Here is a 16017-nt window from a genome sequence, read left to right as displayed (position 1 = left end):
CCAAGCCGTGAAGCAGACGGCCATTATAGGCAGTGAAACCCGGTATTGCCAGCTTTTTCAAGCTTGCGTTTCAGCGCTTGAGCATCTGCAGCACTTCTTCCAGCTCCATCCGCACCTGGCGCACGATCTGGTGGCTGATGGCCGATTCCTGCCGGCCTTCACTACCTTCCAGGCGCTGGCGTGCACCACCGATGGTATAGCCCTGCTCGTACAGCAGGCTGCGGATCTGCCGCACCACCAGTACATCATGGCGCTGGTAGTAACGGCGGTTGCCGCGCCGCTTGACCGGGTCCAGCGACGGGAACTCGGTTTCCCAGTAGCGCAGCACATGCTGTTTGACATCGCACAGCTCGGCCACCTCACCGATGGTGAAGTAGCGCTTGGCCGGGATCGGCGGTAGTTCGCGGTTACTGCCCGGATCCAGCATACGATTCCACCCTTTCCTTGAGCTTCTGGCCCGGGCGGAAGGTCACCACGGTGCGGGCGCAGATCGGAATTTCTTCACCGGTCTTGGGATTGCGCCCGGGGCGCTGGTTTTTGCGGCGCAGGTCAAAGTTGCCAAACCCCGACAACTTGACCTGCTGCCCCTGCTCCAGGGATTCGCGCAATACGTCAAAGAACGCATCGACAAATTCCTTGGCTTCGCGCTTGTTCAACCCAACCTCGTCAAACAAACGCTCGGCCATCTCCGCTTTGGTCAACGCCATCCACTCACTCCCCCGAGGTGGTCAGGCGCGCATGCGCGCCTGATGTTGCTGCTCGATCGCGGCTACCGCGGCAGTGACCACCGGTTCAATATCCGCATCGCTCAGGGTGCGCGAGGCGTGCTGCAAAATCAAGCCCATGGCCAGGCTCTTGTGGCCCGGCTCCACGCCCGGCCCCACGTAACGGTCAAACAGCACGACATCGCGCAACAGTTCGCCACCGGCGGCCAGCGCCGTGGCACGCAGGTCGGCCCAATTGACGCTGTCGGGCACCAGGAAGGCCAGATCGCGGCGGGTGGACGGGAAGCGCGACAGTTTGTCGGCCTGCGGCAGCTCCCGGGCCAGCAGCGCATCCAGATCCAGTTCGAAGGCATAGACCTCGGCACCGATCTCCAGCGTATCCACCAGCGACGGATGCAGCTGGCCAACCCAACCAATGCGCACGCCATCGCGCAGCACATCGGCCGAACGACCCGGATGGGCATGGGCCGGCGCGCTCGGAGCGAAAGCCAGGCGCGCACCGCTGGCAGCAGCCAGCGCTTCCAGGTCGCCCTTGATGTCGTGGAAATCGACCTTGCGGGCGGCAACGCCCCACTGCAGCGCCAGCGCGTCGCCACAGACGGCAGCGGCAATGCGGCGGGTTTCGACCGGCGCCTCACCGGCCACGGCCGGGGCATGGAACACGCGGCCCAGCTCGAAAGCACGCACGCGGCCGGCCTGACGGGCAACATTGCGGCCCAGTGCCGCAACCAGGCCCGGCAACAGCGAAGGACGCATCACCGCCAGCTCGGCCGACAGCGGATTGGCCAGGGCCACCTGCCCGTCGGTCATGCCCCAGGCCTGCAGCCAGGTGGCATCGACGAAGGCAAAGTTGATGTTTTCCAGCATGCCGCGGGCGACCAGCTGGCGACGCACGGTGGCCTGGTCCAGCACTTCTTCGCTGCCGGCGGCAATGCGCGAGGCACCGGCCGGCAGGGTGGTCGGAATACGGTCATAGCCGTGGATGCGGGCCAGTTCCTCGATCAGGTCCTCTTCGATGGCGATATCGAAGCGGCTGCTCGGCGCGGTGACCTGCCAGCCCTCGGCGGTGTCGACCACGTTCATGCCCAGCGCCCGCAGGATGCGCGCCACGTCGGCATCGGCAATGGCCATGCCCAGCACGCGGGCAATACGCGCACGACGCAGGGTGATCGGCTGCGGCATCGACAGGCCTTCAGCGATATCGGTCACCTGCACCGGACCGGCCTGGCCGCCGGCCAGATCGATGAGCAGGCGGGTGGCATATTCGATGGCGGTGGCCGGCAGCTGCGGATCCACGCCGCGCTCGAAGCGGTGGCTGGCATCGGTGTGCAGGCCCAGCTTGCGGCCACGGCCCATGATGGCGGCCGGCGCGAAGTGCGCTGCCTCCAGGAACACGGACGTGGTGTCATCGGTGACGCGCGACTCGAAGCCGCCCATCAGGCCGGCCAGACCGACCGGACGGTCGCCATCGGTGACCACCAGGAAGCTGTCGTCCAGCGCCGCATCGCGGCCGTCCAGCAGCTTCAGGCTTTCGCCGGCGCGCGACAGGCGCACGCCGACCTGGCCTTGCAGCGTGTCCAGATCGTAGGCATGCATGGGCTGGCCCAGTTCGATCATCACGTACTGGGTGATGTCCACCAGCAGGCTGACCGGACGGATGCCGGCACGGCGCAGGCGCTCGGCCATCCAGATCGGAGTCTGGGCGCGGGCATTGACGCCAGTAACGACGCGGCCGGCAAAACGCGGCGCATCGCTGCCGGCGTTCAGGGTAACCGGCACGCTGCGCTCGATGCTGGCGGCCACCGGGGCGAAGTCGAACGGCTCCACGGTACTGCCGCAGGCAGCGGCCACGTCAAAAGCAATGCCGCGGATGGAGAAACAATCGGCGCGGTTGGGGGTCAGTTTGATCTCGATGCTGGCATCGGGCAGCTGCAGGTAGTCGGCGATCGGGGTGCCGACCGGCGCGTCATCGGGCAGCTCGAGCAGGCCGGAGGCATCCTCGTCCAGACCCAGCTCCTTGGCCGAGCACAGCATGCCGTTGGAGGCCACGCCGCGCAGCTTGGCGGCCTTGATCTTGAAGTCGCCAAAGGCGGCGCCAATCATCGCCAGCGGCGCGACCAGACCGGCGCGGGCATTGGGGGCACCGCAGACGATCTGCAGCGGCTCGCCCTGCCCGGCATCGACCTGACAGACCTGCAGGCGGTCGGCTTCGGGATGGCGTTCGGCGCTGATGATGCGCGCCACCACCACCTGGTCCAGGCCCTGGCCCATCGCGGTCACCTCTTCCACTTCCAGGCCGATGGCGGTCAGCACGGCGCTGAGTTCATCGCGCGATGCCGTCACCTTGACGTGGCTGCGCAGCCAGTTTTCCGAGAATTTCATCGTTGTCGTATTCCCAAGGGCAGGCTCGCACCTGCCGTAGCAATCCACCGGCCCGCGCACGGGCCGACCGGGCAATCAGGCGAACTGGCGCAGGAAGCGCACGTCGTTCTCGTAGAAGGCCCGCAGGTCGTTGACGCCGTAACGCAGCATCGCAAAGCGCTCCACGCCCAGGCCGAAGGCAAAACCGGTGTACTTTTCCGGATCGATGCCCAGGCCACGCAGCACATTCGGGTGGACCATGCCGCAGCCGAGCACTTCCAGCCAGCGGGTGCTGCCATCGGGCTGCTGCCAGGCGATATCGACCTCGGCCGACGGCTCGGTGAACGGGAAATAGCTCGGGCGGAAGCGCATGTCGAAATCGCGCTCGAAAAAGGCGCGCACGAACTCGGACAGGGTGCCCTTCAGGTCAGCGAAATTGGCGTGCTCGTCCACCAGCAGGCCTTCGACCTGGTGGAACATCGGCGAATGGGTCTGGTCCGAATCGGAGCGGTAGACCTTGCCGGCAGCGATCATGCGCAGCGGCGGTTGGTGGTTTTCCATGTAACGCACCTGCACACCGGAGGTGTGGGTGCGCAGCAGGCGGCCATCGCCGAAATAGAAGGTGTCGTGCATGGCGCGCGCTGGATGGTGCGGCGGGAAATTCAGCGCCTCGAAGTTGTGCCAGTCGTCCTCGATTTCCGGACCTTCGCTCAGCTCATAGCCCAGGCGGCCAAAGATCTCGGTGATGCGCTCCAGCGCACGGGTCACCGGATGCAGGCCACCGCGCTCGCCATTGCGGCCCGGCAGGGTGACATCCACGGTCTCGGCAGCCAGGCGTGCAGCCAATGCCGCCGCATCCAGTACCACACGGCGCTCGCCCAGGGCAGCGGCGACGGCCTCCTTGGCGCGGTTGATGGCCTCGCCGGCGGCCTTGCGTTCCTCGGCCGGCAGCGCACCGAGCTGTTTGAGCTGGGCAGTGATCGTGCCGCTCTTGCCGAGCAGGTTCACACGCAGCGCCTCGAGCGCCTCGGGGCTCGGGGCAGCGGCCACATCGGCCAGCGCCTGTGCAGTCAGGGTTTGGATGTCAGTCATGGAGCGACGAAAGACCTTCAGTCGGAATGCCGGTGCGCCAGGCAACGGGCCGACCCCGCGTCGCCTGCGCATGCGGCCCGCGCATCGCGCCGGCCGCTGGAAATAGAAATGGGGAAGGACTTTACGCCCTTCCCCATGTCGTTGCCTGCCCGCTCAGCCGTTGCGTCAACGGCAACGGCCGTGGGAGAAGGACTTAGGCAGCCAGGGCAGCCTTGGCCTTTTCAGCCAGGGCAGCAAAACCGGCTGCGTCGTGCACGGCGATATCAGCCAGGACCTTGCGATCCAGGGTGATGCCAGCCTTGAGCAGACCGTTCATGAAACGGCTGTAGCTCATGCCGTTGATGCGGGCAGCCGCGTTGATGCGGGTGATCCACAGCGAACGGAAATTGCGCTTCTTCTGCTTACGGCCGATATAGGCGTACTGCTGTGCCTTGATGACGGCCTGCTTGGCAACGCGGAAGACCTTGCGACGGGCGTTGTAATAGCCCTTTGCCAGATCCAGAACCTTCTTGTGACGGCGACGCGCCTGAACGCCACGCTTAACTCGTGCCATGTTTTATATCCTCAGAGGTAGGGCAGCATGCGGTCCAGACGGCCGGCGTCTTCTGCGCGGACGTGGTTCGTCTGACGCAGGTTACGCTTCCGCTTGGTCGCCTTCTTGGTGAGGATGTGGCTACGGTTGGCGTGGCCAGCCTTGTACTTGCCCGAGGCAGTCTTGCGGAAACGCTTGGCTGCAGCCCGGTTGGTCTTGATCTTGGGCATAACTATGTCCTTGATGGTTTTTGTCAACTGGTCAGGGCGTTGGCACAAGCCACTCTTTCCATCCTTGCCCGAACCTGCCTATCAACACGCACCATGAGAGCGTGCAGTTCCTATTGCCTTGCAGCAATCCCGAAAAACGGGCCGCCCATTATGCCAGCCCGGCGCACCGGCCGCAAGCAACCTGCCAACATGACAAAGGGCCGCCGCAGCGACCCTTGCCTGATGCATCGATCGAAGAATTACTTCTTCTTCGGCGCAATCATCATCACCATCTGGCGCCCTTCCAGGCGCGGACGCGATTCGATCACCACCTCGTCACCGAGGTCAGCCTCGATCCGGTTGGCCATCGCACGGCCCAGATCCTGATGGCTCATTTCACGGCCACGGAAGCGGATGTTGATCTTGACCTTGTCGCCTTCCTCCAGGAAGCGGCGCATGTTGCGCAGCTTGATCTGGTAGTCACCTTCATCGGTGACCGGACGGAACTTGATTTCCTTGATCTCGACCTGCTTGCTCTTCTTCTTCGCTTCGTTGGCACGCTTCTGCGCCTCGAAACGGAACTTGCCGTAGTCCATGACCTTGCACACCGGCGGATCGGCCTGCGGCTGGATCTCCACCAGATCCAGGCCTTCTTCTTCGGCCAGCGCCAATGCTTCGTCACGGGTCAACACGCCGATCATTTCTCCGTCACTGCCGATCACGCGGACGCGCGGCACTCGGATTTCCTGATTCTTGCGGTTCTGTTTGTTGTCCGGGGTACTGATATTCCACTCTCCCAAAAGGTAGGGTTCAGTGCGCCGACCGGAGAGGGTCGGCGCACCGGCTGATCAAGCTTGCACTTCGGCACGCAGGTGCTGGATGAAGGCATCCACCGGCATTGAGCCAAGATCCTCACCAGAGCGCGTGCGTACCGCCACGGCCCCGTTCTCCTTTTCGCGGTCACCCACGACGAGCAGATAGGGCACGCGCTGCAGCGTATGCTCGCGAATCTTATAGCCGATCTTCTCATTGCGCAAATCGGCCTCCACGCGGAAACCTTGCGCGGCAAGGGTTTTACGAACGTCCTGAACGTAGTCGGCCTGGGCGTCGGTGATGTTGGCCACCACGACCTGAATAGGCGCCAGCCAAGCCGGGAAAACACCGGCATGGTGTTCGATCAGGATGCCGATGAAGCGCTCCATCGAGCCGACGATGGCCCGGTGCAGCATCACCGGATGCTTCTTCTGGCTGTTCTCATCGACATATTCAGCTCCCAAGCGGCCAGGCATCATGAAATCGACCTGCATGGTTCCCAGCTGCCAGGTGCGGCCGATCGCGTCCTTGAGGTGGTACTCGATCTTCGGACCGTAGAAAGCGCCCTCGCCCGGCAGTTCCTGCCATTCCACACCACAGGAAGCCAGGGCCGAGCGTAGCGCGCCTTCGGCCTTGTCCCAGGTGGCATCGTCGCCCAGGCGCGATTCCGGGCGCAGCGCGATCTTGATCTGGATGTCCTCGAAGCCAAAGTGCTGATAGACCGCCAGCGCCTGCTGGTGGAACGCGGTCACTTCGGATTCGATCTGCGATTCGGTGCAGAAGATGTGGCCATCGTCCTGGGTGAAGCCGCGCACGCGCAGGATGCCGTGCAGCGCCCCGGTCGGCTCGTTGCGGTGGCACGAACCGAACTCACCGTAGCGGATCGGCAGGTCGCGATAGCTGTGCAGGCCCTGGTTGAACACCTGGACATGGCCCGGGCAGTTCATCGGCTTGACCGCGTAGGTGCGCTTTTCCGACTCGGTGAAGAACATGTTCTCCTGGTAATTGTCCCAGTGGCCGGACTTCTTCCACAGGCTCACATCCAGGATCTGCGGGCAACGCACTTCGCCATAGCCGCTCTTGCGGTAGACGCCACGCATGTACTGCTCCACTTCCTGCCAGATCGACCAGCCCTTCGGATGCCAGAACACCAGGCCCGGCGCCTCTTCCTGGATGTGGAACAGGTCCTGCTGCTTGCCGATGCGGCGGTGGTCGCGCTTTTCGGCTTCCTCGATGCGCTTGATGTAGGCATCCAGCTGCTTCTTGTCGGCCCAGGCAGTGCCGTAGATGCGCTGCAGCTGCTCGTTGTTGGCATCGCCGCGCCAATAGGCGCCGGAAATGCGGGTCAGCTTGAACGCCTTCAGGAAACGGGTGTTGGGCACGTGCGGACCACGGCACATGTCCACGTATTCCTGGTGGTGGTACAGGCCCATGGCCGTCACGTCTTCAGGCATGTCCTGGATCAGGCGCAGCTTGTAGTCCTCGCCACGGGCGGTGAAGACCTCGATGACCTCGGCGCGCGGGGTCATCTGCTTGACCACGTCGTACTCGGTGGCAATCAGCTCGGCCATGCGCTTTTCGATGGCGGCCATGTCCTCCGGGGTGAACGGGCGCTCGGAGAAGATGTCGTAGTAGAAACCTTCGTTGATCACCGGGCCGATGACCATCTTCACATCCGGATACAGCTGCTTGACCGCATGACCGACCAGGTGGGCGCAGGAGTGGCGGATGATTTCCACGCCCTCCTCGTCCTTGGCGGTGATGATGCGCAGACGGGCATCACTGCTGATCAGGTCGCAGGCATCAACCAGCTTGCCATCCACTTCACCGGCAATGGTGGCCTTGGCCAGGCCGGCGCCGATGGATTGGGCCACGTCCATGACGCTGACCGGGTTGTCGAACTGGCGGGTACTGCCGTCGGGAAGGGTAATGGTGACCATGAATTTATCGTCTATAGCGAGCGGCAAGGCCGCATTGAACCGGGAATGCCCGTCATCAGGGCGAAAAAAAAGCGCCACGAGGGCGCCTGCAACGGGTGCAACCTCGGGTGGCGTCAGCAGCAGGAGATGGTAGTGGCCATGTCACACACTCGGCCGGCGCATTGGCGCGGGCCACCTGGAGGTTGGTTTCAAGGAGCTACATTTAACCACAAGCACCCCGCCCTTGCCATGGCTGCCGGCCCCGCCACACCCCACTGTCGTCGGCAGCCGGCCACCGCAACAGAACGCGGGCAGCGCCCTGCAGAACACTGGGGCCGGAGCCAGTGGACAGGCAGCCGGGGATGATCCAGGCCAGGCGGGGCGGACCTGGACGACGCCCCTGGCCGCGTGGCGCTTGATCTACCACTGCCCGTCGGCAAACCGGAAAGCCTGCCCACCAAAGGGTGGGCGGCACGGCGAAGGAGATTTCCCGACAGCAACTACTGGCGATGACTGCCCGCGTCTTGCCGCTGGAGCCAGTCGGCAAGCCAGCAAGCCAGCAAGCCAGCAAGCCTGAGTACCGCACCCAGCACACCCCACCGTCCGCGGCCAGCCTTGGCATAACGCACCGGCAACGCCTGCCGGCGTTACGACGGGATCTGGCCACCACTGAAGCAACGCTCGACGAACGAGGGAATGTACTGGGTATTGAATTTCTTCCAGATCGGCATCCAGATGCCCATCTCGGGCACTACCGAGATCCAGCGGTGCCGGGTGTAGCCGCGTTTGCAGAATCGTTCGATGTCGCCTTGATAGGTCGGCGGAATCTGACTGGCCACGTAATCCACATGCTGGGCCTGGGCCGGGGCAACGGTGGACAATCCGACAGCAACCACGACAGCAAAAGCCATTTTCTTCATCGCAATCACCTCATTGAATGATGTTACATCCGTGAAAAGGTTGTCAGCACAACCCTCAACCTGCAGCAGCACAGCCGTCCGTCAGACCAGCGCCAGAAACACCCCACTGCCCCTGTCGATGATCAACCCGTCGCGAGGCGGACAGCCAGAGCACTGGCAAGTCGGTCGCCCTGCAGCGTGACATCCACGACAAAGCCGGCACCTGCCAGGCTACCGGCAGCACTTCAATAATCATTGAAATAGCCAGATTCCTGCTTCCGGCAATAAACACGGTTGATCTTGCACTGCCCATCACCGGGCAATTCCTCACACGCACGGCGGATGGCACGACGGGCACCAAACTCCGTGCGCGCGGTGATCCCGACCCACTGGCGCTGGCCGTTGAGCGGCTTGGTAGCCGCCGCGGCACAGGCATTTTCCCAGGTCAGCTTGATCACGCAGTCGCTGTTGCCAGCGCTGCGACAGTATTCCATTGCGCCGTTGACCACTGCCCTGTCAGTCCCCTCGCCGCCGTTTCGGGTTTCGGTGTAGGTCAGCCCGGCATCCGCACTCCAGGCCATCGCGCCATAGCCATCCAGGCGCTGAAAAGGCACCGATGGCCCCTGCGACTGGGCGGCAACCGGGTCCGGACCACAGACCACACTACCCGGCGTGGCACCGACCGGACAGGCGGTCTGCGCCATGGCCGGCAGGGAAACCGCCGCCAGCAACAAGGCACACAGTGCCGGAACCCAAAATTCCATCACATCCAGAATACGGAACCTGGCCAGTCGCATAATCAAAATGAGACTGAGCCTGCACTGGAGAGCTGGCAGCCACTCAAAGCGACAAACCCAGAACAGCCGAAAAGAATACCTTCACGCAACACCTCCAGTAACATGCAGAAATTCACAGAATTCAACGCCAGGCCCATCACTTCACAAAATGATCAATGCAAGCACACAGAATCAATACGAGACATAACCGCCCCAGCCTTTGGCACAAACAGGCTGAGCACCTACCTTGCAATAATCCCAATTTGGGTTACGACGTGAACACTCCTGACGCACCTTGCGTGCAGTCGCACGTTCGCTGCGTGCTTCAACGGCAAAAACCTGCTTTTCCCCGTCGACAATCACGCTACCCGTATTAGCACATGTATTTTTCCAAGTATGCAAAATGACACAGTCGCCGTACTCAGCACGGCATCTGGTCATGGCCTGCTCGATTACCGCTTCTTGGCCCATCCCATTACTGGCGCCGTTCAGGAAGGAAACGTGAGACGCCGGCGAATACGCAATGGCCCCGTACCCATCGTACCGGACATAGGACGTAGGACGCGAAGGCGATTGATCAACCGGCGCCGTATCAGGCCCGCAGGTAGCGCTTCCTGCAAGCGTTCCGACAGGACATGCTGTCTGGGCCATTGACGGCTGTATACCGGCACCCGCGAGCATGACGACAGCCAAGCAAAAAAACCGCCAAACAGTAGCGTGTTGCTTTCTCTCAAGCTCCATGAATCAACCCTCGTTCTTACCGGCCCCCGTGGGCGCGGTATTTCTAGCAGCATTGCTGGCGCCCGGCGGCGCCGTAGCTGCTCCGGTAAATTGCCCCCCCATGCCTGCGTACGGACTGAAATTACCCAACGCCCCCTGGAAGAACATGGCCGCCATCGGCGGGGTGGCAAGGATCAAAGTGGACAAGATCAGCCCCATGCCACCCTGCTGCAGGGTCTGCGAGGTAAGGCCCTGGCTACCGGAGGCATCCAGTCCGAGAAGCGTGGACACCCCGTTGGTCACCCAGATTGCCGCCGCCACCCGCGCCACCATTTCCATGGCCACCGAGGTGACAAAAACCAGTACCGCCAGGCTGAAATAAGTACCCATCCCGTAAAACACCCATCGCGTGAACAACGACTTTGTCTGTTCAAACAACAGGGCAAGGATGAATATCGGGCCAAAGCCGATGAACATGGCGATGGCGATCTTGTACAGCAGCAGCATCGATGCCGCCACGATTGCCGGACCACCCGAACCAACGCCGGCCATGATCTTGGCCTGGCGCTTGCGCGCATCGAGCTCGGCATTGTTGCTGGACTGGACCTGATCGATGGCCATGATCGACAGCGTCATCAAGGCAAGATTCTTGTCGATCTGCTGCTCGGGCGCCTCATCATCGCCGGTGACCAGATAGGTGATCTCCTTGCGCAGACCGTCATTGAAATATCCGTCCAGCTCGAAACCGAACATGGCAAAGCCACTGGCGCAGGCACAGATCACCGCGGCACGGCCGGTATTGGCCATCAGTGCCGACATCGACTCGCGAGATTGCCCGGTGACGATCCGGTAACCCTGGATCATGATCCAGATGGTCAGCGCGGTAAGCGCCATCCCGGACACGATTCCCATGGCCCGCGCCAGGGTACCGCTGGTGAACTCCTCAATCGCATCATCCAGAAAATCATAGATGGCACTGAAGAAGGCCAGTTGCTGCAACCCACCCAACAGCTCATTCCAATCCATAGTCACTCATCCAATCAAATACTGCTGCCATGCCAACCATCAAGGTCACAGCCCCAGGGCCAGCTGGATCACACTGCTCCCGACCAGGGAGCCCAGGACATCACGCTTGCCACCATCCATGACCCGACGCCCCAGATAATCATTGTATTGGGCGAGCATGACTTCGTACTGCTGATATTGCTGCTGGCGCTCCCGATGGGTAGCCAGTGCCAGATCAAACTCGAACTGGACCGACTGCAGCGTCACCTGGTTGCGACCGGCATTGTTGTAGTCACGGTCGTGCCCATTGCGCAGCGCCGGCAGTACCCGCTCCTGATAGCGGGTCTTGATCTGCGGCAGGACTTCGCTGACCAGCTGTACGGACTCGTTGTAACGGATATTGGCCAGCACCCGGATCGAACCACACACGGCCAATTGATGCTCCTTGATCTGCTGCTCGCTTGCATTTTCGGGGAGGGAAAACCCGGCGCTCATGCGCGAACGCAGATCCGCAGCAGTCATGGAGTACTCGGCACCACAGGATTGCTTGAGACCAAAATCCTCGGAAATCCGCGGAAGCTGCTGCCCTTCAGGCAGGGGAATATCCGCAATCACGCGATAAAGCGGCTCGCCGGTTTGCCTTTTCTCATTGAAATAGTCACGGATCTGGCCAGTACTGGTATCAATACGCCCGGTGTCGCGCTTGATCTGGCGCAGCAGATCCTGTGCAGTGCGGTCATTGACGTTCCAGGCGGCCTGCGCCGATGGGGTCATCGCCGAAAGAAAAAGCGTGACCATGACAGCGCCCAGTGACAGCGAAGTGGTGGAATTTCGGATCATGGCTTACTCCTTGTCCAAGATGGTGTAGCGATAACGCGTAGCGGGCCGGATTTCCGTGCTGCACTTCGCGCTTTTGTCTGGTCTGTCAGGCAACTGCCTTGCCCGAGCCCTTGCGGTTGGCATAGAACGCATCCAGCCACTGTTCGGGCGTGAGGGCATCGACCTGCACCCCCAGTTCGCGCGAGCGGGTCCTGAGTACCTGGTTGAGGATCTCGATGTTGTCGGTGGAGGCGGAAATCACCGCCAGTGCATCGTCCAGCCCACGCAGGTTCAACTGGCACACGGTGGAGGAATGGCCCTGCTTGACCAGGAAACAACGTGAGCGCTCGTCCAGGCTGACCACCACCTCGAACTCGGCCTCGGTCAGCTTCAGCCCTTCGATGTAATCCTTCTTGGAGGCATTCGGGTTGGGCAGCAGGATCAGCGTGGCGGTCTGCTCGATCAATGCGGCGGCAATATCGCTGGCCAGGGCATCCTCCGGGCTCTGGGTGGCAAAAATGCCCAGACCATTCTGCTTACGAATGGTCTTCTGCTTGTTCTTGGCAAATTCCTTCAGCCCGCCCTTGCCATCGAGGATCTTCCAGAACTCGTCCATCACATAGATCAGTGGACGGCCGTCGATCAGCTCTTCCAGCCGGTGCAGCAGGTAGTTGATCACCGGTACGCGAACTTCGGCGTTGTCGATGATGTCGGTATAGTCAAAACCGATGATGTTGGCCCGGGTCAGGTCCACGGTATCGCGTGGGTTGTCGAACACCCAGCCCAGCGAGTTGCCGTTGGTCCATTTGCGGATGCGGGCATACAGCGAGTCATCGCCCATGTTGGGCAGCGACTTCTGGAAGTTGGTCATGCTGCGCAACGGCATCGGCGTGTCGAGCATGTTTTCCACTGCCCGGAAGATATCCTCGTCCTCGCGCGCGGTGTACTCGTTCTTGCCACACAGCACCTTGACCAGGTCGGCCAGGAACTGCACGTTGGCATCGGTGCGCTCGCACTGGAACGGATTGAAGCCGGTCGGCTGGCCGTTTTCCAGCGCCAGGTAATTGCCGCCGCAGGCACGCACAAAGATCTCCGCGCCCTTGTCCTTGTCGAAGAAGAAAATGGTCGGTGCCGGCTCGTATTTCTGCACCTGGCTGAGCAGGAAGTTGATCAGCGCGGTCTTGCCGGTACCGGACTTGCCGATCACCATCGTATTGGCGATCGCCTTTTCGCCCAGCGAATCTTCCGCCGGATGGGTGGCGTGGAAATTGAAGTAGTACGGCTGGCCGTTGGTGGTCTGCAGCACGGTGACGCACTGCCCCCAGGGGTTGCGCTCCTTCTTGCCGGTGGCGAAGTTGTGCAGCGGCGACAGCCCGAGGAAGTTGAGCGAGCTGACATTGGCCTGACGCGTGCGGTAGCGCCAGTTGCATGGCAGCTGGGAATAGAAGGAGGCGGCGATGGCCACGTCCTCCTTGGCCGAGACAAAGCCGGCATTGGACAGCTCGGCGCGTGCGGTGGCCACCTGCTGCTGCAGCGCGGCCTGGCTGTCGGCATACAGGGCAATGATGTAGTGGTACTCGCCCAGCACGAAGTTGCCCGAGCTGAGCTGGTCCATCGCCTCGTCCAGCTCGACGATCTGGCTGACTGCCTTGTCGCCGGAGGAGATCATCAGGCCCTTGGTGCGGTCGAGCACGCGCAGCGCATCCTGGCGCCCGATCGGGCTGAAGCTGTGGGTGATGACGTATTCGAAATCCAGGTACTTCAGGCCATTGAGGATGCCCGGATAGGTGCTGTCCGGGTATTCCTTGATGTTCAGGATCGCGCCGTAATGGTTGCTGCCCGACGGCGTGGTGATCACGTAATCGCCGGTCTTGACCGAGAAGGTCTGCTTGCTGACCGGCAGGTAGCCACTGACCGGCGCACTGAGCACCGGCACCGGCTCGGCGACGCGGTTGAGCAGGTAGCCCAGGAATTCCAGGGTCTCGGAAAAGACCATGCCGTTGCTGGCTTCGTAGATGCCCAGCCGCTGCGGCGAATAATCCTTCAGCACCGCCTCGACGTTGCTGGCCAGCTCCATCACCTTGGCCACGGCCTGCTCTTCCATCGCCCGCAGCTTGCTGATGTCGTCGGTCTTTTCGACAAACGCCTTGCCGCCGGTGATCGGCCGGTAGATCAGGGTCAGGTAGAGCTCGTTGAGCATGACCCGCTGACCGGACAGCGAGCCGTAATAGGCATCGGACAGCTCCTGGTTGAAACGCTGGCGATAACTGCCGCTGCCGCTGATGCTGCCCTTGCGGCGGATATCGTGCACCCAGAACGCCACATTGACGTAGTCCGGCGCACGCAGGGTCTGCAGCATGCGGTTGAAGGTGTTGTGGCGATGTTCAAGCTCCCATTCCTCGCGCCCGACAAACGGCAGCCCCCCCAGAAACCAGGTCATCAGGTAGTCGCCACCGGTGGTCTTGATCACCGTCGGCGAGACATGGCTGGAGTACGGCACGAAGTCGGCAATGGCGGCATTAGGACTGAACATCACACTTACCAGATAGGAAAGTCCTGGCACCACGCGGTGCCAGGGCTTGAGTCAACGTGGAGGCTGCTTGCGGTGGTCATTGGGCGAGTAAACCCACATGCCACCGTTTTGGGCAATGTTGCGCGTACGCAAGCGGAACTGCAGTTTCAGGCCGAGCAGACGAAAGATCATTTCGTCGCGCTTGGCCATCGCCCGCATCACCATGATCACCACCGGAACCAGGCTGATCAGGAAATAATTCCTGCTCCAGACCGTGACCAGCAGGACCGCGCCGACGCCGGCGAAAAACGGCACGACCGGAACGCCCAGGAACATCGCTGGGCGTGTGCAGCCGCGAAACATCGCGTTTTTACGCATTCTCGTACTGGCTGGCTTCGATGCTGATGCTGCCGGTCGTCGTACCGGTGGTGCAGGCCTCGTTTTCCGGCATGATCATCGAGGCGATCTGGCCAGCGGCACCGATCAGCAGGCCACCGATCAGGATCGGGGCGACATCGGAAATGCGCTTGTGGGCAAAGGCGATCTGGTAACCGGCGAAGATGATCGCGATGGTCACCACGGCAATCGAGGCGATCGACAGCAGGCCGTTGATGTTGTCCAGGAAGCCGCACACGCTGCCTTCGGTGTCAGCGTAGCGATCCTGTGCCAGCACCGGGGTCACCATCACCGCCAGCAACAGGCTGGCGTTGCGGGCGATCTTGCCGGCCTTGATGACTTTCTGCTTGATTCCCTGCTTTTCCATGGATTTTCTCCTACTTGCGAACAATGGGCACATGGCCCGGATAGACCGGCAGGACACCGGCTAGAACACCCAGGCGCTGTCGCGCTCGGGCAATGACTGCGGCGGCAGGGCCGTCGATGGCTGCGGCAGCTGCCCGGAAGCCGGCATCGCAGTGGCGGCACTGGCCAGCGCACTGGGCGCCACCGGTTGCCCACGCACCTGCACGCTGAGCGGCTGCGCAATGGCCGGCGATGCGTCCGGCATTGCCGCCGCTGCGGGCGCGAACGCAACCGAACGCGTGGCCGGCAATGGCTCGGCCCGTCGCGGCAATGGCAGTGGCGCGCTGCGCTGTGCCGGCATGTCGATGATGCGGCGGGCCATCCGCTGCTGGTCGGTGCCGGCCAGGGAAATGGCCAGCTGCTCGCTTCGCCCCAGCAGCGCGCTGGCCTGGGCATCGCGCGCCAGCGAGGCAAACACCTTCTGCACATAGCCATGGCGATAGCCGGTGGTGAAGTTGCCCGAGTAGTAGCAGCTGAAGGCCTTGCCCCAGTCCTGGCCGGCGCGGGCATGGCACTCGGCCAGGATGCGCGAACCGGCACGCACATTGCTGCACACGTCAAAGGCCTGCTCATAGCTGCCCAAGCCCTGCTTGGCCAGGTTGTAACGGTTGACCTGGACCAGGCCCACCGAAAAATTGCGTCCCTGCTGCTCCAGCATCTGCGCGGTACTGACCGCCTCGGCCAGGTTGCGCGGCTGGCGCACCAGACGGCCACCGACCACGCCGATGGCGTAGGGATTGTGCGAGGACTCGACCTGGGCCACATGCTGCATCAGCTGACCAGGCACGGCCAGATCGGTGCAGGCAGCCATCATTTCCAAACCCGGCAACATCG

At 62.2% G+C, this 16017-nt stretch carries 16 protein-coding genes; all 16 read right to left on the bottom strand.

Annotated elements, in window-relative coordinates; genetic code table 11:
* Nucleotides 1-70: 70 nt before the first annotated feature.
* Nucleotides 71-427, bottom strand: coding sequence for a MerR family transcriptional regulator (locus tag ABB25_RS08700; protein ID WP_057665918.1), 357 nt, complete (start codon nucleotides 425-427; stop codon nucleotides 71-73).
* Nucleotides 408-707 carry an integration host factor subunit alpha gene (locus tag ABB25_RS08695; protein WP_057665917.1) on the bottom strand — a complete coding sequence of 100 codons (300 nt, stop codon included), beginning with the start codon at nucleotides 705-707 and terminating at the stop codon, nucleotides 408-410. The genes ABB25_RS08700 and ABB25_RS08695 overlap by 20 nt, the downstream gene beginning before the upstream one ends.
* Nucleotides 708-728: 21 nt before the next feature.
* Complete coding sequence (gene pheT / locus ABB25_RS08690) at nucleotides 729-3107, bottom strand: phenylalanine--tRNA ligase subunit beta (protein WP_057665914.1); 2379 nt, start codon at nucleotides 3105-3107, stop codon at nucleotides 729-731.
* Nucleotides 3108-3182: 75 nt separating this feature from the next.
* Nucleotides 3183-4178: a phenylalanine--tRNA ligase subunit alpha gene (gene pheS, locus ABB25_RS08685; protein WP_057665913.1), complete on the bottom strand. Its 996-nt coding sequence runs from the start codon at nucleotides 4176-4178 to the stop codon at nucleotides 3183-3185.
* 193 nt (nucleotides 4179-4371) lie between these two features.
* Nucleotides 4372-4731: a 50S ribosomal protein L20 gene (gene rplT / locus ABB25_RS08680; protein WP_057665911.1), complete on the bottom strand. Its 360-nt coding sequence runs from the start codon at nucleotides 4729-4731 to the stop codon at nucleotides 4372-4374.
* Between the two features lie 11 nt (nucleotides 4732-4742).
* Nucleotides 4743-4940 (bottom strand): 50S ribosomal protein L35, encoded by a 198-nt coding sequence (rpmI, locus tag ABB25_RS08675; RefSeq protein WP_010342861.1) that lies wholly within the window; start codon nucleotides 4938-4940, stop codon nucleotides 4743-4745.
* A 239-nt stretch (nucleotides 4941-5179) separates the two neighbouring features.
* Nucleotides 5180-5719 carry a translation initiation factor IF-3 gene (gene infC, locus ABB25_RS08670; RefSeq protein WP_083488212.1) on the bottom strand — a complete coding sequence of 180 codons (540 nt, stop codon included), beginning with the start codon at nucleotides 5717-5719 and terminating at the stop codon, nucleotides 5180-5182.
* 48 nt (nucleotides 5720-5767) lie between these two features.
* A complete protein-coding gene (gene thrS / locus ABB25_RS08665; RefSeq protein ID WP_057665910.1) occupies nucleotides 5768-7672 on the bottom strand; it encodes a threonine--tRNA ligase in 1905 nt (634 codons plus the stop codon).
* Between the two features lie 626 nt (nucleotides 7673-8298).
* Nucleotides 8299-8571: a hypothetical protein gene (locus tag ABB25_RS08660; RefSeq protein WP_152981125.1), complete on the bottom strand. Its 273-nt coding sequence runs from the start codon at nucleotides 8569-8571 to the stop codon at nucleotides 8299-8301.
* A gap of 224 nt (nucleotides 8572-8795) precedes the next feature.
* Nucleotides 8796-9314 carry a DUF4189 domain-containing protein gene (locus ABB25_RS08655; RefSeq protein ID WP_057665906.1) on the bottom strand — a complete coding sequence of 173 codons (519 nt, stop codon included), beginning with the start codon at nucleotides 9312-9314 and terminating at the stop codon, nucleotides 8796-8798.
* Nucleotides 9315-10070: 756 nt separating this feature from the next.
* A complete protein-coding gene (locus ABB25_RS08650; RefSeq protein ID WP_057665904.1) occupies nucleotides 10071-11072 on the bottom strand; it encodes a TrbL/VirB6 family protein in 1002 nt (333 codons plus the stop codon).
* 45 nt (nucleotides 11073-11117) lie between these two features.
* Entirely contained in the window at nucleotides 11118-11891 is a 774-nt protein-coding gene (locus ABB25_RS08645) for a hypothetical protein (RefSeq protein ID WP_152981123.1), read from the bottom strand.
* An 85-nt stretch (nucleotides 11892-11976) separates the two neighbouring features.
* The gene (locus ABB25_RS08640; protein ID WP_057665901.1) at nucleotides 11977-14403 is read right to left on the bottom strand and encodes a VirB4 family type IV secretion/conjugal transfer ATPase; all 2427 of its coding nucleotides are present in this window, start codon (nucleotides 14401-14403) and stop codon (nucleotides 11977-11979) included.
* 51 nt (nucleotides 14404-14454) lie between these two features.
* Entirely contained in the window at nucleotides 14455-14760 is a 306-nt protein-coding gene (locus ABB25_RS08635) for a VirB3 family type IV secretion system protein (protein WP_057665899.1), read from the bottom strand.
* Complete coding sequence (locus ABB25_RS08630; protein ID WP_057665897.1) at nucleotides 14753-15145, bottom strand: TrbC/VirB2 family protein; 393 nt, start codon at nucleotides 15143-15145, stop codon at nucleotides 14753-14755. Before ABB25_RS08630 ends, ABB25_RS08635 begins: the two co-directional genes overlap by 8 nt.
* Nucleotides 15146-15205: 60 nt before the next feature.
* Nucleotides 15206-16003: a lytic transglycosylase domain-containing protein gene (locus tag ABB25_RS14325; protein WP_211259308.1), complete on the bottom strand. Its 798-nt coding sequence runs from the start codon at nucleotides 16001-16003 to the stop codon at nucleotides 15206-15208.
* Between the last annotated feature and the right edge of the window lie 14 nt (nucleotides 16004-16017).

It is taken from the genome of Stenotrophomonas koreensis (assembly GCF_001431525.1).
Classification (GTDB): Bacteria; Pseudomonadota; Gammaproteobacteria; order Xanthomonadales; family Xanthomonadaceae; genus Stenotrophomonas; species Stenotrophomonas koreensis.
Note: the sequence above shows the minus strand (reverse complement) of the source record. Positions and strands in the feature narration are given on the sequence as shown.